Annotated in this window: 18 protein-coding genes; 3 read left to right on the forward strand and 15 right to left on the reverse strand. The window is 51.2% G+C overall.

Features of this window, described 5'->3' with window-relative positions:
* Positions 1 to 2: 2 nt before the first annotated feature.
* The 4 genes from buk to iorA all read right to left on the reverse strand — a co-directional run bounded on the left by buk (position 3) and on the right by iorA (position 4,410).
* Positions 3 to 1,079: a butyrate kinase gene (buk, locus tag RTU96_RS05730; RefSeq protein WP_312635487.1), complete on the reverse strand. Its 1,077-nt coding sequence runs from the start codon at positions 1,077 to 1,079 to the stop codon at positions 3 to 5.
* A gap of 9 nt (positions 1,080 to 1,088) precedes the next feature.
* On the reverse strand, positions 1,089 to 1,997 hold the full coding sequence (locus tag RTU96_RS05735) for a phosphate acyltransferase (RefSeq protein ID WP_312635488.1): 909 nt from the start codon (positions 1,995 to 1,997) through the stop codon (positions 1,089 to 1,091).
* Positions 1,998 to 2,072: 75 nt separating this feature from the next.
* Positions 2,073 to 2,651, reverse strand: coding sequence for an indolepyruvate oxidoreductase subunit beta (locus RTU96_RS05740; protein ID WP_312635490.1), 579 nt, complete (start codon positions 2,649 to 2,651; stop codon positions 2,073 to 2,075).
* A 1-nt stretch (position 2,652) separates the two neighbouring features.
* Positions 2,653 to 4,410: an indolepyruvate ferredoxin oxidoreductase subunit alpha gene (iorA, locus tag RTU96_RS05745; protein ID WP_312635491.1), complete on the reverse strand. Its 1,758-nt coding sequence runs from the start codon at positions 4,408 to 4,410 to the stop codon at positions 2,653 to 2,655.
* Positions 4,411 to 4,647: 237 nt separating this feature from the next.
* Between iorA and RTU96_RS05750 the strand changes: the two genes are divergently transcribed.
* A complete protein-coding gene (locus tag RTU96_RS05750; protein WP_312635492.1) occupies positions 4,648 to 5,304 on the forward strand; it encodes a GntR family transcriptional regulator in 657 nt (218 codons plus the stop codon).
* 119 nt (positions 5,305 to 5,423) lie between these two features.
* On the opposite strand, the gene RTU96_RS05755 is transcribed toward RTU96_RS05750, so the two are convergent.
* The 6 genes from RTU96_RS05755 to RTU96_RS05780 form a co-directional block, all read right to left on the reverse strand.
* Positions 5,424 to 6,608 (reverse strand): mandelate racemase/muconate lactonizing enzyme family protein, encoded by a 1,185-nt coding sequence (locus RTU96_RS05755; protein WP_312635493.1) that lies wholly within the window; start codon positions 6,606 to 6,608, stop codon positions 5,424 to 5,426.
* 137 nt (positions 6,609 to 6,745) lie between these two features.
* Positions 6,746 to 7,927 carry an amidohydrolase family protein gene (locus RTU96_RS05760; RefSeq protein WP_312635495.1) on the reverse strand — a complete coding sequence of 394 codons (1,182 nt, stop codon included), beginning with the start codon at positions 7,925 to 7,927 and terminating at the stop codon, positions 6,746 to 6,748.
* A gap of 329 nt (positions 7,928 to 8,256) precedes the next feature.
* The gene (locus RTU96_RS05765) at positions 8,257 to 9,537 is read right to left on the reverse strand and encodes a TRAP transporter large permease (protein WP_312635496.1); all 1,281 of its coding nucleotides are present in this window, start codon (positions 9,535 to 9,537) and stop codon (positions 8,257 to 8,259) included.
* Positions 9,534 to 10,136, reverse strand: a complete 603-nt coding sequence (locus tag RTU96_RS05770; protein WP_312635497.1) for a TRAP transporter small permease — start codon at positions 10,134 to 10,136, stop codon at positions 9,534 to 9,536. The genes RTU96_RS05765 and RTU96_RS05770 overlap by 4 nt, the downstream gene beginning before the upstream one ends.
* Positions 10,137 to 10,187: 51 nt before the next feature.
* Positions 10,188 to 11,324, reverse strand: coding sequence for a TRAP transporter substrate-binding protein (locus tag RTU96_RS05775; RefSeq protein WP_312635498.1), 1,137 nt, complete (start codon positions 11,322 to 11,324; stop codon positions 10,188 to 10,190).
* A 78-nt stretch (positions 11,325 to 11,402) separates the two neighbouring features.
* The gene (locus tag RTU96_RS05780) at positions 11,403 to 12,149 is read right to left on the reverse strand and encodes an MBL fold metallo-hydrolase (RefSeq protein ID WP_312635499.1); all 747 of its coding nucleotides are present in this window, start codon (positions 12,147 to 12,149) and stop codon (positions 11,403 to 11,405) included.
* An 844-nt stretch (positions 12,150 to 12,993) separates the two neighbouring features.
* On the opposite strand from RTU96_RS05780, the gene RTU96_RS05785 reads away from it, so the two are divergent.
* Complete coding sequence (locus RTU96_RS05785) at positions 12,994 to 13,146, forward strand: hypothetical protein (protein ID WP_312635500.1); 153 nt, start codon at positions 12,994 to 12,996, stop codon at positions 13,144 to 13,146.
* Positions 13,147 to 13,271: 125 nt separating this feature from the next.
* On the opposite strand, the gene RTU96_RS05790 is transcribed toward RTU96_RS05785, so the two are convergent.
* The 5 genes from RTU96_RS05790 to leuB form a co-directional block, all read right to left on the reverse strand.
* Positions 13,272 to 14,030: an ABC transporter ATP-binding protein gene (locus RTU96_RS05790; RefSeq protein ID WP_312635501.1), complete on the reverse strand. Its 759-nt coding sequence runs from the start codon at positions 14,028 to 14,030 to the stop codon at positions 13,272 to 13,274.
* 4 nt (positions 14,031 to 14,034) lie between these two features.
* The gene (locus RTU96_RS05795) at positions 14,035 to 16,356 is read right to left on the reverse strand and encodes an FtsX-like permease family protein (RefSeq protein ID WP_312635502.1); all 2,322 of its coding nucleotides are present in this window, start codon (positions 16,354 to 16,356) and stop codon (positions 14,035 to 14,037) included.
* The gene (locus tag RTU96_RS05800; RefSeq protein ID WP_312635503.1) at positions 16,341 to 17,642 is read right to left on the reverse strand and encodes an MFS transporter; all 1,302 of its coding nucleotides are present in this window, start codon (positions 17,640 to 17,642) and stop codon (positions 16,341 to 16,343) included. Before RTU96_RS05800 ends, RTU96_RS05795 begins: the two co-directional genes overlap by 16 nt.
* Positions 17,635 to 18,282 carry a TetR/AcrR family transcriptional regulator gene (locus tag RTU96_RS05805; RefSeq protein ID WP_312635504.1) on the reverse strand — a complete coding sequence of 216 codons (648 nt, stop codon included), beginning with the start codon at positions 18,280 to 18,282 and terminating at the stop codon, positions 17,635 to 17,637. Before RTU96_RS05805 ends, RTU96_RS05800 begins: the two co-directional genes overlap by 8 nt.
* A gap of 184 nt (positions 18,283 to 18,466) precedes the next feature.
* On the reverse strand, positions 18,467 to 19,414 hold the full coding sequence (leuB, locus tag RTU96_RS05810; RefSeq protein WP_312635505.1) for a 3-isopropylmalate dehydrogenase: 948 nt from the start codon (positions 19,412 to 19,414) through the stop codon (positions 18,467 to 18,469).
* 170 nt (positions 19,415 to 19,584) lie between these two features.
* Between leuB and RTU96_RS05815 the strand changes: the two genes are divergently transcribed.
* Entirely contained in the window at positions 19,585 to 23,619 is a 4,035-nt protein-coding gene (locus tag RTU96_RS05815) for an S-layer homology domain-containing protein (protein WP_312635506.1), read from the forward strand.
* Positions 23,620 to 23,653 lie beyond the last annotated feature (34 nt).

A 23,653-nucleotide genomic window follows, 5' to 3' on the forward strand; every position in this document is an offset into this window, starting at 1 on the left:
AGTCAGAGTTCCTCCGGACGGTGGAATGTTCTAGCCGTCTCCTGCCCCCGCAAAACCCGAAGCCCGCCCAGGGCCAAGGCTTTCATCTCATCTTCACCGGGGTAAACCATTACAGGGGCAAGAAAGGAAACATAGCGAGAAATCCCGTCTGTAACGTACTTGGAATGCGCAATTCCGCCGGTCAGCAAAATTGCATCCAGCTTCCCGCACACGCCGGGAGCCAGCTTGCCGATGTTTTTGGAGATGTTAAGGATCATCGCGTCATAGACCAGCTTTGCGTGTTCATCTCCGGAGACAATACGCTGTTCCACCAATTTGCTGTCCGTGGTTCCCAGATGAGCCATCAGACCGCCGCGGCTTTTGACCGTTTTCATCATATCCTTATAAGTGGCGCCCTCCTGAAAACAGGCGCGGATGACGTCGAACAGCGGCAGGCCTCCGGCGCGCTCGGGAGAGAAGGGCCCCTCCTCATCGTTGATAAAGTCCTCGATACGTCCCTCCCGGTGCAGGTTGACGGAGATGCCGCCGCCCAAATGAGCCACGATCACAGTGATCTCTTTGTACGTCCTGCCCGTCTCCTGAGCATAGCGCAGGGCTGCGGCACGGGTATTCAAATTGTGGCCCATGCCCTTGCGTTCCATAGAGGGCAGGCCGGTGATTCGATTGATAGGCGTCAGCTCATCCACGGTGACCCCATCGTAGATATAGGCGGGGATATTTTGCATATTCGCGATGTCAAATGCGACCATGGCGCCCACATTTGAGGCATGCTCATTGCGGGGGCGATTCTTTAACTGCCAGACCATGTCTTCGTTGACGGCATAGGCGCCCGCCTGAATGGGGGGCAGCAAACCGCCACGGGAGACAATGGCCGTCAGGGATTTCAATGGGATTTCGTGCTGCTTCAGGTGCTTCAGCACCAGGTCCCGTCGAAAGCCGTATTGGTCGGCTACGCAGTCAAATGGAGCCAATTCTTCGGGGGAGTGGGTGATGCTCTCCGTAAATACAGGGGTTTCCCCGTCAAAAACCGCCAGCTTGGTGGAGGTGGAGCCGGGGTTCAAAATCAGCAGACGTTCCATAATGTCTCCTTACTGCCGCGCCGCCAGAGCGCTGATGACGATGGACAGGTATTTTTCCTCCGCAGTGGAGCCGCGGCTGGTCATGACAATGGGGCATCTGGCGCCCACAATAAAACCGGCCAGCTTTGCACCGCAGGTTACAGCCAGCATTTTGCCCATAATATTACCGGCGTGGATGTTGGGCGCCAGAAGGATATCGCAATCACCGGCACAGGGACTATCATAGCCCTTCTGCTCGGCAATTTCCTCGGATACGGCGCAGTCATAGGAAATGGGGCCTTCCACAATGCAGCCGGTGATCTCGCCGCGCAGGTTCATTTGTTTAAGCGCGTCAGCCTCCACCGTCTCCGGCATTTTGGGGTTGAGTTTTTCAACACAGGCCACCACACCAACCTTAGGGCAGTCATAGCCCATGTCCCGCATGGTGTTGACGGTATTTTCAATGATAGACTTTTTCTGCTCCAGAGTGGGATAGGTAACCATACCGCCGTCCACAGGGACCAGCAGTTTGTGATAAGTCGGGACTTCAAACATTGTGAAGTGGGACATGATGCCGCCTTTTCCCAGACCGTGTTCCTTGTCTACCACCGCTTTGAGCAGTACAGAGGTGTCCAGCAGCCCCTTCATCAGAAAGTGTGCCGTGTCAGTGCGCACCAGCTCCACCGCCTTGCGGGCGGCCTGAATAGGATCCGCTACATCATAAATATCTTCTGCCGGGATGCTTTGCCCCAGTGCGGAGAGGATCGAATCAATCGCCGCCTTGTCACCCACCAGTACGGGAACGGCAATGCCCTCTTCACGGGCCTTGAGCGCGGCCTGTATCGTGTGTTCATCACCTGCGGCGGCAACCGCCATGCGGGCAATGTGGGGCTTGCTCTTTGCGGCAAGAATCAGCTCCTGAAAGGTTCTGTATACCATAATTCCTCCTGTTTTAACAAGAAGCGGCAGAGACAGGGCCATCCCCTCCCCCTGCCGCTTTTGCAGGTGTTTTTCTCAGGCGACGGCGGTCATTCCGGCAGCAAGCGCCTTTTTGTTCAGCTCCACAAGCTGGGGCTTCATACATGCGGACAACGCCGCATCCCAGTCCAGCGTCTCCAAACCCATCAGCTTTACCAGCGCACCCAGCAGCACCACGTTCATGCTTTTGGAGTTGCCCAGTTCCGCGGCGATTTGGGCTGCGTCCAGCACATAGGTCTTGACCAGCTTTTGCAGGCCATCGATGGAATCGGCAGGGTATTGCTCCTGACCGGAAAGAGTGGTCGCTGTGGGCATCTGATAATTGTTGACCACCACGCTGCCATCCTTTTTCAGACTGCCCAGATAGCGCAGGGCTTCCATGGACTCAAAGGAGACCACAATGTCGGCGCTGCCCTGACCGATGATGGGGGAGTGGACTTTTGCTCCATAGCGGACCTGTGTCACAACACTTCCGCCGCGCTGGCTCATACCGTGGATTTCGCTCATTTTGACATCATAGCCCGCAGTCACCAGCGCAGTGGAGAGAATTTTGCTGGCCAGAATTGTTCCCTGACCGCCCACGCCGCAGAGTAGAATATTTTTTACTTCAGACATCTCACTTTACCTCCCGGGAAATGGCGCTTTTAGGGCAGACCTGCGCACACACATCGCAGCCCACGCACTGGCTGCGGTCGATGGTGACCTTCTTTGTGTCGGCGTGATATTCCAGAGCCGGGCAGCCGGTTCTGACACAGGCTTTGCAGCCGATGCACTTGTCGGGATCCACCATGTTGACGGACTTGTAATTGCCAAATTCGTCCCGGTCGGCCTGAGACAGCTTTTTCAGCACGCAAGGCCAGCGGGTGATGAGAACGGCGGGCTCTTCAAAGTCCATGCCCCACGCCAGCGCGGACTTGACCTCATCCAGTTTTAGGGGATTGATCGTCCTGATATGTTTCACACCCAGTGCCCGGGCCACATCCTCAATGCTCGTGATGTTGGCGGGATCTTCGGACAGCGTGAAGCCGGACCCGGGGTTTTGCTGGTGTCCGGTCATGCCTGTGATACGGTTGTCCAGCACCACCAGCAGCACATTGGAGCAGTTATACACGGCTTCCAGCATGGAGGTCATGCCGGAGTGGAAGAAGGTAGAATCGCCCATGATGCCCACACAGCGCTTGCCGGAGCCCTCCCTGTTAAACACCTTCTGGGCGCCGTGGGCCACGGAAAAGCCGCCGCCCATGCAAATAGCGATATCCTTAGGCGCCAGACCATAGCAGCCGATATCGCTGACAGTGACCACATTTTTCAGTTTTTGCAGTTCGTGGAAAAAGCCGCGGTGGGGGCAGCCGGCGCACATGACAGGAGGGCGGTTTGCCACGACGGAGGCATCATACTCAATGGACTCATGTACTTCGCCCAACAGCGCTTTACGGAGAATGTCGGGGTTCAGCTCGCCCTCGTTGGGGATTTTATCCTTGCCAACGCAGGCGATTCCAGCAGCGCGGATTTCGGTTTCCATGACGGGCTCCAGCTCCTCAATGACGATTAGCTGTTCCACCTGAGCCGCAAATTCTCGGATTTTTTTCATGGGTAACGGGAAAGTCAGCCCCAGCTTCAGATAGGAGGCTTCTTCACCATAAACCTCTCTGGCGTACTGATAAGCCGCGCCGGCGGAAACGATACCCACCTTTTTGCTGCCCCAGATTACGGTGTTGAGGGGTGTGGTGTTGGCGTATTCCTCCAGCTTTCGAAGATTCTTCTCGACCTTGGAGTGCAGCTGCTTGGAAATCGCGGGGATAGGGTTGAACTTATCTTTTTTCGTATAAGGGACAATGGGAACCTCGGTGCGGCCCTCACCCAGCTGTACCACGCTTTTGGAGTGACAGACGCGGGTGGTCAGGCGCATCAGGATGGGCATGTCAAACTGTTCAGACAGGTCCAGAGCGATCTTGACGAAGTCTTTGGCCTCTTGGGAGTCGGAGGGTTCCAGCATTCCGATCTTGGCGGCGCGGGCATAATACCGGTTGTCCTGCTCGTCCTGCGAGGAGTGCAGGCCCGGATCATCGGCGCTGATTACCATTAGGCCGCCATTTACCCCGGTATAGGCGCTGGTGAACAGGGGGTCCGCAGCTACGTTCAGGCCCACATGCTTCATGGACGCGATGGCACGGCCACCGGCAAAAGCGGCGCCAATTGCTGATTCCAGCGCCACCTTTTCGTTAGGTGCCCATTCGGAATAGATTTCTTTGTATTCCGAAATGTTCTCCAGGATTTCGGTGCTTGGAGTACCGGGATAAGCGGACGCATAGTGGACGCCTGCTTCCCAGGCGCCGCGGGCAATGGCTTCATTGCCTGTCATAAGACACTTCAATGAAATTCCTCCTACACGCAAGATGTTATAAAATATATCTTGCAAGATTTATTTTAGAATAGCACACACTTTGAGAATGTCAAGCACGCCGGAGGAGATTCTAAAATTTGCACAAATAAAGGCTGCTTTTTACACAAATTGATAAAATCTAATTTTTTGCACTTGTAATGTTTTCAGGGATAGAATAAAATATTTTGCAAGAAATAAGATAGAGACCCATTTGGAAAGGAAGTCGACATGCCTTCAATTAAAAAAAGCTCTCTGGTGGATCAGGTCTATGAGACGCTGCGGGGCGATATCATCTCTTTGAAGCTTCCGCTGGGAAGCAGGCTCAATGTCAATGAACTGCAGGGGACGCTGGGCGTCAGTTGTACCCCCATCCGGGAGGCCATCAACCGCCTTCAGTTGGAGGGCCTGATTATAAATGAGACAAATATCGGGGCTAGGGTGCTGGCTCTGGACGCCCACGATATTGAAGAAATTCAGCAATTGGCCATGACGCTGCACTGTGCTGCGATCCATCTTGCGATGGAACGGAGTGATCACGCCGGGCTTGCCGAAGAGGTTGAAAAATATCAAAAGGAGTATCTTCGAGGCAAAAGTGTGCAGAGCGAGGTCGCGGCAGTTAATCAACTGGTGGGTGTCTTTTATCACCGTAGTGGGAATCGCCGTCTGGATAAAAGCATGATTTCTCTTCAAGGGCAACAGTTGCTGCTGCGCTATATTTTTGCAGCCTGCCGGAAAGGACAAAAAAGTGAGGGAGATTTTGCGCCGCTTGCACAGGCGGTACGCAGCTCCGCCGCTGAGGCCGTGTGTCTGGCTCTGCGGGCTTACACCGACTCCACGACGCCAGTCATACTGGACTATATCCGGGAAAAGGGCGGTAAGCGCTAAAATACAGGATTGCTTCCCACAGAGATTTCTACTTCTACGGTTAATCTTAAAAGATCCGAGCAAATTCCATTGGAATTTGCTCGGATCTTCGTTGTTTTTAAAGCTTACTAAGCGGGCAATTATTTCACGGTGACCTTGATCGCGGTATCCATGGCCTTCTGGCTCAACTCCTGCCCGATGCCGGGTCGATCAGAAACCGTGAAATAGCCGTTAACCGGCTGGTAATCATAGATCCCGGTTTCAATATTTTCAGGAAGCAGAGCAGCCTGGTGATGCTCGTGAATCAGAAAGTTAGGAATGACAGTCTCCAACTGGAGCGCCGCGGCAGTTGCCTGTGGACCGCCGCAAATGTGGGTTTGTACGCTGATATCATAGGTTCTAGCCATGTCGCAAATCTTTTTCCCCTCGGTGAGGCCGCCACAGTTTCCAAGATCCGGTTGGATCACATGGAGTGCATGTTTCTCAAGGAACGGGCGGTAGCCCCAGCGAGTATAGATTCGTTCGCCACTGGCCAGAGGAATCTTGACCCGGCGGGCGATCTCAGCCATATTTTCTACGTTCATTGGCATAGTGGGTTCTTCATAATAGAAGATATTAAATTCTTCCAGCATATGTCCCAGTTGAACAGCAGAGTTCGCGTCCGTTAGGGAGTGGACCTCAATGATGATGTCCATATCATCCCCGCCCGCCTTTCTCACGGCCTCTACGCGGTCATGGGCAATTCTCAACTGCTCTTGCTGCAGGATGCCATTGCAGGGCCAGCCCTTATACTTCCCTTCCTTGTTGAAGCACAGCGGATCGACCTTGACGCAGTCATAGCCGTCTTCCTTTGCTTTCAGGCAGGCTTCGCCATATTCCTCGGGCCGTGTCAGGACCTTGGCCTTAGGACCCCAGTCAAACTGGATCTGGCTTGCATACGCGCGCAGTTTGGTGTTGGTTTTACCGCCCAGCAGGTTGTAGACAGGCGTGTTTAGTGCTTTGCCCTTGATGTCCCAAAGGGCAATGTCAATTGCGCTCATGGCACCATAGATTACCGGACCGCCGCCCAATCCCCAAAATGTGTTGTGCAGCCGCGCCCAGATGGCTTCAGTGTTACTGGCGTCCATGCCGATGATCAGTTTGGCAAAGTCGCGGCACATACCGAACGGGGCCTCCTTGGTGTCACCGTAGCACAAGCCTACTTCTCCGTAGCCGCTGATTCCCTCATCCGTGTTGATACGGACAACAACAGGATTCCAAGGACTACCGGGGACGGAAGGCTGACCGATTGTAACGAGGAAAATGTCAATACTGGTAATTTTCATAGCAATAACTCCTTTTAAAAACTGATGATGTCACATCCCAATGATGGCACATCCTACGAGGTTGCGCGGACGCTGAAAACCTCCCCCGCCTACCATTGCCCGAAAGGGCGAGCAGTGTGGACTGGCGGGTAACTTCCTCAGCGCAACATGCTGGTGAACTCAATGCTGCGGTAGCAGGTGCGTCCAGCCTTCAACGTCATCTGGGGCAAAAGCATCCTTGATGCAGGTAAACTATTTCCGTAGAAATCCTGAAATGCAAAGTTGTGCCGGACCATCTTCATAACAGCAACATCCGCCAGTGCGCCAGGCTTTAGGGTGCCGATCTCACCAGCCATTCCCATGAGGGCGGCAGGCGTCTGTGTACAACAACGAACCACGTCGTACAGAGGCATTCCCAGCGCCAAGAATCTGGACATGGTGACTGGCAGAGAAAACAGTCGTTCCTGATAAGCGCTGAACGTAATCAGATCCGTGCTGATGACATCGGGCGGGAACCCTTGTTCAATAGCGGCTTTCGCCACAGAGAAGGAGCAGTGGACACGTCCCTGGGCGCTGTCAAATAGAACTCCGCGCGCTCTGGCACTCCAGACCTCTGGATAGATCCGGCCATTCTGATCCAAAATGCTGTATGGTCCCATCGCCTGAAAGGTGTGGCAGAGCACATCGCCAGTCCCCATAAGAGAAACGATCTCCTGGACGGGCTCCAGCGGATAGGTGGCGTGGAGGGAGAGCCGCGTATCGAACCTGCGTGCCAGCTTTACGCTCTCCTCCAAGGGTTTTAGGCCCAGCCTCTCCGAGATGTCCTTCCCAATGCGCAGCTTGAGTCCGTAAATATACGGGCGATACCGTTCAAACAGGTATTCCATTGCCCGCACATCATAGAGTTCTGGGCTGATATTTTCCATATAGCCTGCTCCGGCTAGACCACCGGTGGTTACGTTTATGGATGCTTTCAGGGTGGTAGTGGCGGGCATCAGGCGATTGCGGACAAAGTTTTCAAATGCATTGGTGCCAATGCTGCCTGCATCGCAGGCGGCAGTGACGCCGCTGGGAAGGCAGAACAGATCGGGCGCGATCCCGGAGGTGTTCCAAGAGAAATGGACATGGTGATCAATGAGACCGGGAAACACATAGCACCCCGAGCAATCAATAATTTCCTTGACATCTGAGGGCTCAACAGTGCCGCTTTCGGGCAGCGGCACGATCCGGCTGTTAGTGACGAGAATATCCGTTTCTGCATTGATGTTCCGGGAAGGGTCCACTACATGTCCGCCTCGCAACCAGAAATTATATTTTTTTTCAGGTTCTATAATTTTCATATTCCGCTCCTCACATTGCAATATTGAATTTTTGCCAGCTCAGATCGGCTTACGGGAAAGCCACGCAGGCCACGTTGAACGCGGGATTGCATGTAGACGTACGCCCCAGGATATCCGCACCCCGCATAATAACTTCCCTTCTTTTTTCAAGTAATTCCGTCAGGAACAGCAGCATTATGCGTTACATGGAGGCCCCACCGTCCTTGTTGTCTGCATAGTTGTGCGGATCACGCGGTTTCAAAAAACGAGAGATTGCCATTGTTCTCCGTGAAAGGTTGGGGCCCCGGAGGGCTGTCCCTAACGAGACAGCTCTCCGGGCTGCAACATACTCAGCCGAACAGGTTGACCATCATCATGCTGATTCCGGGGAGAAAGCCCACGATGATCTCAGCTAGCACCAAGCCTGCAATAAAGGGTACGGCAGCTTTGGATATCTTGTCGATGCTGATGCCGGTCATTGAGGCGCCTACAAAGAGATTGGTGGCAACAGGCGGCGTGACAAAGGCAACGGCCAGTGCCAGCGTGATGATGATGCCAAAGTGAATGGGATTGATTCCCACCGCCGTGGCAACTGGCAGAAGGAGAGGAGAGATGATGACGATGATGGGTGCGGTCTGAACAAACATCCCCGCAATAAACAGGAAAGCATAGATCAGCAGGACGATGATGTAGGGATTGGTAGAAATATTTAGGAAAAAGTTCTTGATCGCAGTGGTATAGCCCAAATAGGCAAACACCGCGCCCAGAGCACCCGCAGGCGCAAAGCAGAACATCATGCCGCCCAGAAAATTGACCTTGTTTTTGAACATGGGAATAATCGTGCGGATGTCCAGCTCTTTGTACAGGAACAGACCTACAATCAGGCCATACACGCAGGAGACCACGCCGGCCTCAGTGGGAGAGAATGCTCCGGAATAGATGCCGCCCAGAATAAGCACGGGCATGAAAAGAGCCCACTTGCCGTCCCACAGCGCCGCACCGAACTTTTTCAGGCTGGTTTCCTTGGGAATGGGACTCTTGTAGTTGCGTGTTCTGCAGAGCCAATAGTTGATGATTATCAGCACGGCGCCCACCACAAAGGCTGGACCCCAGCCGGCCAAAAACATATCTCCGATGGAGACACCGTTGGTGACGCCGTACAAGACCATGGGGAAGGAAGGCGGGACAATGATACCCAGCCCGCCGGCCACGCAGGTCAAGCCGATGGCGTAGCCCTTGTCATAGCCCTCGTGAACCATCTGGGGAACCATAATGGTGCCTATGGCGGCTACGGTGGCCGGCGCGGAACCGGAAACTGCGCCGAAGAACATACAAGCCACAATAGTGATCATGCCCAGCGCGCCGGTAACGTTGCCGATCAGGGCGTCCGCAATGCCAACCATGCGCTTGGAAAGTCCGCCTCCGTCCATGATGTCCCCGGCCAGCAGGAAGAACGGCAGGCTCAGCATGGTGAAGTCGGCCATCTTGGTATAGAGGAACTGTGCGATGTACTCAAAGCTGGTAACTTGGGTGACTCCGATCAGCGCTGCCACGGGGATACCAATGGCAGAACCGATGGGTACGCCCAAAAACAGCAGTGCGAACATCAGAATAAAAATGCCTGCAATCATTTGTTGCGCTCCTTTCCCGCCTCGGGATGTTCAGCCAGATACGCCTCGCGGACCCGCTTGCCTTCTTCCCAGATGGCATCCAAATCAAATGCCGGTTTTGCCTTGCCCAATTCATGCTCCTGCTCCTTGGCGAGCTTAATAACTTCTTGAACAGCCCGGATCACACTGAGGACCAGCATTACGGCGATAAAGATATACACATAGATGCGGGGCATACGGGTCACAGAATAGACCTGCTTCAAAACCATCATGTTCAGAATAATCTGATACATAAAATAGGATAACCACGCAGAGAACGCCGCATGAATGACTGTATCCAGAATCATCATGGTCTTTTTCGGCTTGAACGGCACGATGGACAGGACCATGTCAATTCGCATATTCTGCCGGGTCGTCACGGCACCGGAAACGCCGCAGTAAATCAGAACCACATAGCCGATGATGGAGGTTTCCTCAATCCAGGCCCAGGAATGGCCAAACACATAGCGGCCAACCACCTGTGTCGTTAGGACAACCGTAATGTAAAGAAATGCAATCAGACCGATGTAAGTTTCAAAGTGCATCAGTATTTCCTTGGCCCAGTTTTTTTCTGTTCGCACAATAGGAGCTCCTTCCCATTAAAAAATTTAGAAATAAATGCCGGCGTTCAATCAGTTCTGAGAGGCCTCGATCTCATCCACCTGCGTCAGCAGTTCGTTCCACGCCTGGGTCCCCATCGTCTGCTCGCACAGTCCCCAGGTTTTGCTCACAGAGTCTGCAAATACCTGATACTCATCGTCGGTCAAGTAGGTAATTTCAACGCCGTACTCAGTAAGCTGGTCAATCAGGGTGTTCTCTGTCGCAAGCAGGGTTTCATAGCAGGCTGTGCTTGCCTCCGCCGCCGCTTGATCGATCCAGCCCTGTTCCTCTGCGGACAGGGATTGATAATAGGCATCGCTCATGATGAACAGGGAGATGTTGGGCAGATGGTTCAGCATGGTGATGTAATGCTGAACCTCGTAAAATTTCTGTGACACAATGGTAATAATGGGGTTGTCCTGTCCGTCACAGAGCTTCTGCTGCAAAGCAGTGAACAACTCAGAGAAAGAGGTGGTCATCACGGAACAACCCAAGTCCTCGAAGGTGGAGAGCTGGGTGGGATCGTTCTGCACCCGGATTTTCATGCTTTTCATGTCGGCGGGGCTGTGAATTTCCGTCTTGTTGTTTGTGATGGTCCGCATGCCCAGATACATAAAGCCGGGGGCGCGGATGCCCGTATCCTCCAGAAGCTGCTGGCGCATGGAATCGCCCTCTTTGCTGGCCATCACGGCATATGCGGTCTCGTTGGAGGAATACAGGAAGGGAACGTTCAGAGGGGTAAAGGCGGTGGTATAGTCCCCCCAGTTGGCTTGTCCGACCTCAGACATTTCAAATGCACCGGTCAGCAGACCATTGACGATATCATCTGTACCAGAGGCCAACTGGTTGGCAGGGAACACTTGCGCCACCATCTTGCCATCAGACAGTTCTTCCAGACGGTCAACAAAGGTTTTGAACATCATGCCGGAGGCAGAGGTGCCGTAGTCGGACGCACCCATGGAAACGGAGAGACGCAGAATCTTGGTGCCGGCGGCAGCGGTGTTGGTATAGTCAGGAATCTCGTAAATGTCACGGGCCAGACCCACGGTGATTTCGGAATTGCTGGAATCGGGAGTGCTCTCCGCGGGGGCTCCGCTGAGACCGCAGGAAGTGCAGAGCATCATAACGGCCAGAGTCAGCGCAAAAATTGTCAACATTTTTTTCTTCATGGTGTTCCTCCAAAATTTCTTTTATACCAGATGTTTTCCCAGAATGGCAGATTGAAACAGGCGCCGAGGAATCGTCTCTTACAGTAAAATGGTATCACCTGCTTTCATGGCAATGCACTCGCATCCGGGACAGCGAACGGAGAGATGCTGCCGGAAGTCATCGAGATACGACTGTGTTCGGTAGTGCATAGGAATTACCTTTTTCACCCCCAGCATTTCTGCGCAGATGGCGGCGGCAGGAGGATCCATTTCATCCAGACTGCGTCCCTGTAAATCTACACCGCCGATACCGATGAACGCAATGTCCGGATGGAACAACTCACCCCAGAGTTTCATGTCGTATGTCAAAGAGGTATCCCCGCCAAAGAAGCAGGTGGGGCCATCCTTAACGCGGATAATATAGCAAAGGGGTTCTCCTGTCATATATGAGCCGTCCGGAAAATGCTTAAACGCAATGTGCCGTGCATCCACCGCATGAATCGTAAAATCTCCCTGCACGTAGGTGGCACCGCTGGTCGTCAGTTCCATGCGGGGGTCCCAGGTCCCTCCATAGCCAGCGCGCTCTGCCAGACAGAGTGTACTGTGGTCGCCCAGAAGTTTGGTACTGTCAGAGTTGGCGAGAATCTCAAGAGCTTGTCCGAAGTGGTCTCCCGCGCAGTGGCTGACAATGACGAGATCGACCTTGACATCCTCCGGCTTTACAGGACTGGGGGGAACCTTGGTCTGTTCGCTTCCAAAGAGATAGGGGTCTGTTACGGCCGTGGTCCCACTTGGCCCTGTCAACAAGAATGCTGCCCAGCCAAGATATTTGACCTTCAAGCTCACATGAATACCTCCTGAATGATAATAATAGTGTATTCTATCAGATTCGATGCACGCAGCAGAAACACTGGGGGGATTCCCGGCTACCTTGAATCAGGCAGAATACAGCAATAAAGAATGCGCAACTTCCGCCATAGAACGTCCATGCAGCCGCTCGGAGCATCTAGGCGCAATTGCTCATCATTATAACAAAATTATACAGCAAAAATCATGCCAAGCCTTGAAAACGGCTTTTAATATATTAAACTTCATAAAATCGCAATATTTATAGGATTTTTCTAAGCAACAGCTCATATCTTTACTCCTTCTTTATGCTTTGTGCAAAAACTTCAATTCAATTTAAATCTAAATCAAATTCAAGGGGAAATTCCCCGCAAGTGCTTTGTTTTGAAAGGATTAAACCATTTGATTCATTTTTTGATCAAAAATTCAAAAACAAATCACCATTATTAAAAAACAATGAGGATCTCACAATTGGATTTTTTAAGATATCCGAAGCAGGTATCTAGACCAACACCTTACAGAAAAACCCAGTACAGAATCCGGGCCGGACATAGTAAGCTAAGCATATGAATAAATAAATGAGCCTCAGTGGGCAGTATGCCGTAAGGAAGGCGGAACATAGAAGACCCTCAGTGCGATCCAAAGTGGAGCATATAGCGTTGCTTTTTAAGGCCTGTTCCCGGAAAGCACACGCTTCTTTGCGTTCGATGCTCTTTTGGCGAGAGCCATATTAAAATAAGTAATCAGAAATACAAGTACAACAAGGTTTAAACGGACTTCTTAAATTACGATACGGGGAAATACAAAAGTGCCACAGCTTTGCGCTGTGGCACAGGCAGGCTAAATGAGATTATTTAGATATCCCTGCTTTGGAATTTTCCCAATCTGGACAGCGGCGGTTTCCAATCTGCAAGATCTGCTTTTGGAGGACGACGGCGGAAAAGCGACACGGTTTGAACGCATGACCTTCACGCGGCTGTTGGAAAGGCTCCGATAAGTATGGCTTCGGTTCGGATAGATTCAGCAACAGTATAGCTGTTTCATCGGATGGCACCGCCACAACTTTCCGGCCATAGGTCTTCACGCAAGATATTCTGCCGAGATTCAATTTCAAAAAGAGAACTAAATATCAAAATTCTGTATCTTTAAAGCAATCTGATTCATTCTGTCCTTTATAGTATGTCTATCGAATTTCCCTAAAAAAAGCTGCGATTCGATTCTTCCATCTTTCATAAACAGCACCCTTTCTGCTCTGATAGCTACTTTTGCGTCATGAGTCACCAGCATGATAGCGGTGCCCTTTTGGTTAACAGATGTAAAAATCTCCATGATCTCCTCTGCGGTTTTAGAGTTGAGCGCACCGGTAGGCTCATCGGCAAACAGAATTTCCGGCTCATTCATAAGGGCGCGGCAGATACCCGCACGCTGCAACTGACCGCCTGACACCTCGCTGATGTCTCTACCCTCAAGACTGGATATGCCGGTGTCTTTCATCAGCTTCTTTGCTTTTTCGATGATACTTTTGTTTTGGTTTTTGTTGTCTTGCAGGCTGGAAAGAATAACGTTATCAAGAATATTCAGATTTTTGAGCATCGTGGGCTGTTGAAATATGAAGCCCATCTTTCTCCTGCGCATATCGGAAAGTTCATCTTCGCTTAATTCTGATAACTCTCGTCCGGCAAATTCGATTGTTCCTGCGTCTATCGTGTCAGTGCCGCTTAAAGCGAAGAGCAATGTGGTTTTTCCGCAGCCGGACGGCCCCATCACTGCAACAAATTCCCCGCCGGATATTTCTATGCTTACATTATTGAGGACATTGGTTTTCTCGTTCCCCTTTCCGAAGGCTTTTACAATGTTTTTTCCGCTGATTATTTTCTTCATAAGCCTACTCCTTGATATATTCCGATATTTTCAGTGTGGAAATACCGGAGACGCTTAGTCGTGTTGCAAGACCCACGCAAACCGCCATAAAAATCGGTGAAAATAGATACGCAAACATTGGGTTAACCACGAATTGGAAAGTGGAGGCGCCAAAGGCTGCGATTAGTCCGGCACCCACCAGTTCTCCCAATGTGTTTGCTAAAATTGTGCCGATCAATATACCGGCAATCAGAACAGCAAATGCCCTTGATAAATACTGGAGGCGAATTTCAGATGTCTTGAACCCTAGCGTTTTCAGTACGGCGATAGAATAGCGGTCCTTTGTCAGCAGCATTTTCATAAAGAGGAGTGTCACCAGCATCGTGAGCGTAGCAGCCGCAGCTATGGCAGCATAGGAAACCTTTTGAACTGCTTGGGTAATTCCGCCAAAGGTCTGGTTGATATACGCGTCAATGTTCGCCGCCTTAACATCAGGAAAGTGCCCTTTATACTGTGCTGCCTTTTCGTCTGCATTGACTCCGCTTTGAAGCTTCACCGGCAGGATGCTCCAAAGAACGCTGCCGTCGCCGATATCAAAAACAGCCTTTGCGGTTTTCCCGCCGTTTGTAATGTCTGAATAGATACCGCATATGGTAAACGGTTTTTCCTGCCCGTCAACAATTAACACAATGATGTCATCCAGACTTTTTCCCAAGTCCTCCGCGACAAACTTTGAGACGGCAATTTCTGCGCTGCTCTGTGGTGCTATTCCGGCGGAATACGCAATTGGGAATACGGAATGATCGCCCAGCTCCACCTTGAGCTTGCCGACCGAGCTGTCTTCCGTGGGCATATCAAACAGATAGCTGGTCAGCACGGTGTATTCTTCTATGTCTGAATCCTGGGCCATAAAGCTTGCAATCTCCTCTGCTTTTGCGATGATATTGTCCGTTTGCTGAATATCAATTCGCATATCGCATTCGCCGACGCCCATATAGGTCATAAAGCTGCGCTGAGAAATGGTATTGTAGATATTTTGCGGCACAATCATCATAAAAGAGGAAATGACCAACACCAAAAGCATGGTGATATAAAGCCTTTTGCGTAACATAACATCTTTGTAGCCAAGAAAAATATTAGGAGAACGCGTCCGGCTGACAGACAAGCCGAAAGCTCTTGCCGCTTTTGATTTTTCCTGCGGTGCACCAAAACGGATCGCCTCCGCTGCCGATATTCTTTTAAAACGGCGCAGAATGCTTTCCACATATAAGATCACCACAAAAAAGATAAGCATTGCGCCCAGCATCCCCAATACTATCCCCAGATGAGCGTCACCGGGTTCGCCCATATATAAACGGATATTTGTTAAGAAGGGTTCTTTTGCAGGTATGGAACATACAAATCCGGCAGCACAGGCAACTCCTGCAAGCGCACTGTATTTCGCCAGATAGAGCTGCTTGATACGGCGGGGCGTCAGGCCGATGGCCTTTAGCATACCAATTTCCCGGTAATCCTCTTCAATTTTGGCAAGCAATGTGAACCGGATGCACAGAAAATTCACGACAATAACAAGCACGCTGATCAGTATCAGCACCGCAATCATAATCCCGTCATCGATGGCGTTTGCCATTTTGAACAGCGAATAGGTGATGGCAGGCGGTCCATTAGCCGGAAGGCCTGCCGAAAGATACGCCGCTTCAAATGAGGAAACAGAGGAGGGGTCAGTTAGGCGAAACTCTATGAGAGATTCAAGCTTTCCAAATTCTCTAAGTCGCTCAAAATCAGTCGCATTCACAAGAAAACGCTTGGAGGAAATCATCGAAGCGTTCATCTGGGAATCCCGCAGAAATCCGGCTACCGTAAAGGATACGCCGTGGATTACCACGCTGTCATCAAGATTTGCCTGACCACTTTTCATATAATAAAGGGGAACATAAATCTCTCCTTCTGCCGGATAAATAATATTTCCATTTAGGCCAAGCAGAAAGTCGAAGCGCTCACTTTGCACCGAAAGTCCGTTATCCTGTATCGAATCGGCAAGCGGAGTTTTTTCGATAACAATTTCCGCCCCCTCTATATTAAGAAAGGGTGTAATTTGCAAATCCTCCACATTTCCTTGTGTCTTCGCAAAATTTGAAAGCTGCTGTGTATCTATCTTACCGGAATGCATCTGTAAAAAGTGGGGTGTTTTCGCATGTTCCATCATGCCGTCAACTGCAGTGAATAGGCTTACAGAAAGCATTGCCGCAAGGGAAGTGAGCAGTGACGCTAACAGAATAAATACGGTAATCGTTATTGAAATAAGCCTGCTTTTTTTGATATCATTTGTGATCAACTTTCGATACATACGTCACCCCCGTTCTCTAATTCTCTGATAGACTTTATATGATACAAAAGGATGGCGGCTACACAGAGCAAGAAGCCTGCAAGAATCATGAGCAGTCCAATCCCTCTGCTGCTTCCCGTGCCGATTATCTTTCCCACGCTTCCAGACAGCAAGCCTGTTGGAGTTAGCATGGGAATAAACACAAAGTCCGCAAGCGGCCCCAAGGTGCTGTAAGCAAGCACATAACCAAGCTGTGAAATAATTCCGATCAACCCCCAAACCCGGCCCTGTACATCGTTGGGAATGTTGGTGCGTATCAGATAATCCAGGCTCATGTTGGCAAAGGGCAGCATAGAGAAAAAGAGAAAGCCAAAGCTGCAGATTAAAATAATGTTTTCTCTAAGACCAAAGCCCGCCATGAAGATCCCTGCCCCAAAAAGTGAAGCGGAGAGAACCTTGGTAAAGCCCTTTTTTATTGATATCATGCCCAAAAGCAGGCTGCTTACCAGCATCCCGGAGGCTGAGACTGTTGTGGCAACGCCAAGTGCCGAACTGTCGGTGAACCCAAGTATCATAGGGGTATAGAGAGATTGAATGCACCCCAGAAAGAAAGAAATTCCGATTCCGGATAGCACCAGCGCAAGTACGCCTCTGTTTTTTGTAAGCGCCGATATTCCTGTTCGAAATTCCTCGAGAAAGGAACTTCCCGTCTTTGACGCCTTGGAAACAAGTCCTTTGCGTACCGCAAAGGTAACCGCCACAGTTGTGAAGATTGTACAAATATCAATCATGAGCAAAAGCTTTATATCGGAAACCCGAAGAAGGAAGCCGGCTATAAGCGGTGAAACCAAAAATTTTGCGGAGCCGCTAAGCTGCACTAATCCACTGGCCTTTGAATATTCTTCCTCGGTCAAAAGGTCTGTTACCGTGGCTCTGAACGAGGGCTCGACAAGGGAAGAAAAAACCGAACTAATCGTTACGCCTATACCAATCTGCCAAAGCTGTGCTTCTTCAGCCGACATGCAAATTAGAATATACACAAGCCCTAAGGCGGAAAGACCGTCTCCAAGAATCATCAAAAGTCTGCGGTCATATTGATCCGCAAGCACTCCGGCAAAGGGAGCAAGCAGAAGCCCTGGCAGAAAAGCCAGCAGGGTAATCAGTGTGCCGGAGGACGCAAGCCCGGTTTTTTCAAACACATATACCCCAAGCCCGAAAGAAGTAATACCGCTTCCAATTGCAGCCACAAAACTACCGGAACACAGCAGAACGAACTTTAGAAAAGCGCTGTTTCCGGTTTTATTCATCAGCACCACCGTCTGTATGAAACAACACGGCCACGCTGTCAAAGCTTCCCGGTGCTGCACCAAAGAGTCGTTCCAGATTAAAAATGAATGCTTTGATTCTGTTTAACAGTTCTTTTCCTGTGAGCTTTTCGGAGTAATCATCAAAAACTGTGTTAACATGAGCGACGATCATTTCCAGGCTCTCATAGGGATATGGTGTATGAAATAAGCCTTCTTTTATGCCGTCCTCAATAATTCTCATCAGGATAGGCGGGATGGCCTCCAGCATTGTCTGATGCGTTTTCTGGTGCATCAAGGCGTTTTGCGGCCGGTGCATTTGCTGGGTAATTACACTGGGCGCGCCCCCCCTATCGCCATTCATTGCCATGAGGGTTTGTAACAGCCGCTCCATAACCGGAAGACTGGTGTCTGCGGCTATCTGTTCGGCCTCTTTTAACAGCCTTTCGCAGTGCCGCTCTATCAGAGCGTCTAAAACATCCTCTTTTGATTTAAAATGGTAATATACCGTTCCCCGTGCGATTCCGGCTTTTTCTATAATGGCGCTTATTGTTGTTGCGTCAAAGCCATTGAGATTGAAAAGTTCTTCGGCGGCATCTAAGATTTCATTTCTACGTACATCTGCGTTTTTAATGGTTCGCATACTATGGCCCCCTATAATTTGACTGAACGTCAGTCTAATTATAGGGGGCGCATTTATAATTGTCAATATGCAGATGCAAAACAGGTAGAGGACGAAAAAGAAGGAGTCGGCAAGCTGAGCAATAAGCGTTACAGTTGTCAACATTTTTCCACGTGGTCTTAAAATTAAGATCATCTAGTAAGTCCTAAATAAGCTCACGAATCCGTTGGCCCATTTCCCGGCAACCCACTAAAGTTCCACCCTGATCCATAATGTCGCCGCAGCGATAACCAGTGTGCAGTACCGTCTCTACCGCCGCCTCCACGGCGTCTGCCTCTTCCGCCATGCCAAAGTTGTACCGCAGCATCATGGCGGCGGACAAGATCGTACCGATGGGATTTGCTTTGTCCTGACCGGCAATATCCGGGGCCGAGCCATGAATAGGCTCATACAAACCACGGCTGCCGTCTCCCATACTGGAGGATGGGATCATTCCGATGGAACCGTTAATCTGGCCGGCTTCATCGGAGAGAATATCACCAAAGAGGTTTTCGGTAACAATGACATCAAACTGGCTGGGATCGCGGACAATCTGCATGGCGGCGTTATCCACGTACATATGCCGCGGCTCTACGTTTGGATACTCCTCCGCCACTGCGCAGACCGTCTTGCGCCAGAGCCGGGAGGTATCCAGTACGTTGGCTTTGTCAACAGAGGTCACTCGCTTCCGGCGTTTTTGCGCCATCTGAAACGCCACATGGGCGATGCGCCGGATCTCATGCTCGCTGTAAGCCATGATGTCCGTCGCTACCTGCTCACCGTTTCGTTCCTCGGTGGTGTGCTTTCCAAAATAAACTCCGCCAATCAGTTCCCGCACCACCACAAAGTCTATGCCCGCCGCCGCAATATCCGCGCGAAGCGGACAGGCGGCGGAGAGATCGGCAAACATGCGGGCGGGCCGGATATTGGTATAGAGCTCCATGGCGCTTCGCGGCTTCAAAAGACCGCGCTCCGGCCGCTTCTCCGACGGGACGGCGTCCCACTTGGGACCACCCACCGCAGCCAACAGTACACTGTCGGAGGAAAGGCAGGTATGAAGGCTGGAATCCGGCAGTGGTATGCCGAAGGCTAAACACGAAGCATCTGGAGACAAGCATCAACGATGCCTCCATTACCGGGTAACTTCATTCCCTCAGAAACTACAAACTAATTTACGAGTAACTCTTGACATTACCAATAAAATATAATATATTACGGAGGATAGTCTGAGCTAACTGTTGCATTTAGCACAAAGCCGCATTTGGGTACGCCGACAGTGATAACGTGGGAGCGTGCATTTTTTATGACAAATGGTTAGCTTATACTAACTTGCGCAATATAACAAAGGAGTGTGTTACAAGGGTGAAAAAAATTTTGGCTGTCGCGCTAGTGTGCGCTATGCTTATGCAGACCCACACGATGGCGGCAACAACGAATTCTTCGGGCAATTTGCCAGACAGCAGTCCGTCGGCCTCCGCCGTATCCTGGATGGTGGAAAACGACCTATTGCAGGGAGATAAGAATGGGAATATGAACCCCAATGCCATGCTGTCGAGAGCGCAGATGGCGGCAATCATCAGTCGCATGTATGGCGCTGAGAAAACAACCTCGCTCTCTGCGTTTTCAGATGTAAGCACGGATGCATGGTACTATGCCAGTATGGCAAAATGCGTACAGATGGGCATATTTCAAGGAGATAGCGCGGGGATGCTAAACCCTCAGTCCCCGATTTCGAGGGAGGCGGCTTTTGTCGTCATGGCTCGCGCCTATTGTCTGGAACCTGTAATTGGAGCGGAGTTGAATGCGATCTCTGGCATAGTCCCTGTTTCAAACTGGGCAAAGCCATATGTAGCCGCCATGGTAAAGGCCGGCTATATCCAGGGCAGCGGCGAGCTGAATGCGAAAGCGCCAATTCTCCGTCAGGAATTTGCGCAGACCGTCCGCAATATGGCGGGGATGTATGTTACGAAGGAAAACGCAGACAACGGCGTGATTAACGGCAACGCCATTGTGCGTGAACCCGGACTGTCTTTAAATGGATTGACAATTAAGGGCGATCTGATTTTGGCTGACGGTATGGACGCCGCCAGCATTGCGTTGTCCGGTGTGATCATCGAGGGCCGCTTGATTATTCGCGGTGGGTCTCAAAGCGTAGCGCTCAAGAACAGCACCATTTCAAATGGGACTGTAATTAACGATGTGAATGAGGCCGTCAAGCTTACTGCGGAGAACACGGGGCTGGGCAAACTCACTGTTAGCAGTGATCTTGTACTCAACGGCAATGCATCCGAGCTTATTGTTACCGCAGCCGATACCAAGGTGACCATTGTCGGAGGTACCATCGGACAAATGACCATCCTGCCGGACGCCGCAGGCACTGATGTGCAGGTCAATTCTGGTGCAAAGGTTACTGATGTCGCGATCAATGCTAAGAATGTGACGGTTGAAGGCAAAGGCTCTGTTAAGGACATCGCTGCCAATGCAGGCAACGCCATTATCGGCGTAGTCGGCGCAAAGGTCACGGCTGCTGATGGTGTGACTGGGGTAAAAGCCGGAAATAAAGACGTTCTGCCCAAAGAAAGCACGGTCGTAGGGGTGCCCGCCGTTAGCGGCGGCGGCAGCAGCGGCAGCAGCGGCGGCAGCAGCGGCGGCGGTGGCGATGGTGGTGGTCCTCAAAAGACCTATTATACCGTAACCTTTAACGCCAACGGCGGCAGCGGCGCAATGTCCGCCGGAACGGCATCCGCAGGCACGGCGTTTACCTTGCCTGAAAATGGCTTCACCCCGCCCGCCGGACAGCAGTTTAAGGCTTGGGCAATCGGGAGTGTTTCGGGCACGCAGGCTGGCGCAAACAGTGCCTATACCTTTACGGATAACGCCACTGTCTATGCTATCTGGGAAGATATCCCCACCGTCTCCTATGCCGTCACTTATGATGCCAACGGCGGCAGCGGCGCAATGTCCGCAGGCACGGCGTCCGCAGGCACGGCGTTTACCTTGCCTGAAAATGGCTTCACCCCGCCCGCCGGACAGCAGTTTAAGGCTTGGGCAATCGGGAGTGTTTCGGGCACGCAGGCTGGCGCAAACAGTGCCTATACCTTTACGGATAACGCCACTGTCTACGCTATCTGGGAAGACATCCCCACCGTCTCTTATGCCGTCACTTATGATGCCAACGGCGGCAGCGGCGCGAAAGAGGCTGCAACGGTAGCAGACGGTCAGTCTCTGACTTTGCCGGCGGCAGACGCCTTCACCGCCCCCGAGGGCAAGGAATTTCAGGAATGGCGTGTTCAGGTCGGCGACAGCCAGCCAGTTTCCAAAGCTCCCGGAGAACAGGTGACTATTACTGCCGATACAGCTGTCATCGCAGTTTGGAAGGATAAGGAGCCGGAAGCTCCCGCTACGTTTACCGGACATGCACCAATCAACCCGGTCGAGGCGGCCTACACGAACAATAATCTCAATGGCTATGGGCTTCCGAAGAAGGTCACGCTGACGCTCTCCGACGGAAGAACTGTTGAGGTTGCAATTATCACTTGGCAGTCTGATGAGGTGATGGCGGCAGGGAAAACCGTGACGCTAAAAGCCACCTTGGACGACCTTCCCAGCGCTGCGAAATACGATCAAACAATTGATAAAGATTCCTTGGAAGCCATCACGGTGACCATGCAGCTCAAACTCAAGGAGGCCGTACCGACACCGGACATCACGATTACATGGAATAAGACGGACAAAAAATATGTCTTTAACGAAAATCCCATTGTGACGGTTGCCAATTATACAGGCGACGGCAGCGATATAAAGCTGACCACAAGTTGGCCGGATTATCTAAACCTTACAGATGGCGATGGACTTACATACAACGCCAGTGATAAAACCGTCACAATTGATTCCGCCAAGATAATGGCAAACGGCTTTAAAACGCCGATCTCAGGATATCTATACTTTGGAACAAAGTCCTTCAGCGTGTATATCACCTATACCACTGACCGCTCCGTGAAATTTAACGGTATGTCCAGCGCTGGAAACGCCAGCTATACCGAAGTTTCCCGAAAAAAGGACTTTACAACAACCGCAGCCTTTACCAATGTGCCGCAAGCGGAAATTGAAGCGGCCACAATTACATTCAGCGACAAAACGGCGGCGCAGGGCGTAGCGCTCACGGCAACAGCGGCGGAAAATGTATATACTTTGACCGTTCCTTACGCTAAGGTTGCGGAAAAAATCGCAGCCCAGTACGGCAGTGACAAACTTGCCCTGACCATGAACATCCAGGGTGTTGCGCCAGTAACCGTTACACTTACCTACATGGCTGCGCCCGCGCTGTCCCTGGACAGCTCCAAGGGGTATTATGCCGCTCAGAATCCGGTCATTACACTGGAAAATTTCAGCTTCGACCAGACGGAGATGGACGCGCTTGCCGTTTCCATTGAAGATGACGACGGAGCAAGGGCACTGACCAAGGATACCAATTACACCGTAGATACTGCCAACAAGAAGATTACGCTTATCAGCGAGAGTGTACTTGGTGCGTCTACGTTAAGTGCCGAAAAAACGATTACTGTCACGGTATCCGCGGATGAGGATGATGAAAGCAGTTCTGTGGATGTGAAGTATAAGAAAGACCGTGCGCTTCAAGTTGTAAATGTGACGGATGCCACGCCCGGTGCAACCGTGAGTGCACAGCTTGGCGGCTCGGAGGATGGCTATGAGGGGCTTGAACTCTATTTCCAAGATCACAAGATTGACGGAACAAGCGTAGGCTCTGAGGGAGATTACGCATCCGGTTACACCTATTATGTGAAAATACCTTACAAATCCATCGCAAGCTCTCTTCAAAATAGTGCCGTGACCCTTACGGCTAAATTGGCCGGTTCCCCCGATGCAACCTTCACGGTGACTTTCGGCGAGGTCGACCCTAACGGGCCTGTACTGCCCATTGATCTTCACAAAACAATGGAGCAGAGCGACAATAATCAGGAGGGTTTGCCGCTTTTGTATGCGGGCAGCTATTCCGGTCCCTCAATCAAAATTTATGCAACCGACGGGTCCAGCTTTGATTCCGCTAATTGGGCGGGCGTTGTGGTGACAATTAAAGTAAAAGGCGCATCGGACGACACCGCCGCCTTGGGCACCGTTGGATACTACTCCAGCTATAGCAATTATTTTGATCTGAGTTTTTCAAGCGACTCAGTTGAAAGTGGCGCAATTGCTAAAGGGCAGGATGGGAAATGGCCAATTTACACCATTACCTTCAGCAAAGTTGGTTATCAAATTGCAACGCTTGACGTAGCGCTGCGAAACTCCTGGACCGACTGAGAAAAGCGGCGCAGCATAATTAAAAAGCGCACAA

It is taken from the genome of Oscillibacter sp., assembly GCF_032018205.1.
Lineage (GTDB): Bacteria > Bacillota > Clostridia > Oscillospirales > Oscillospiraceae > Oscillibacter.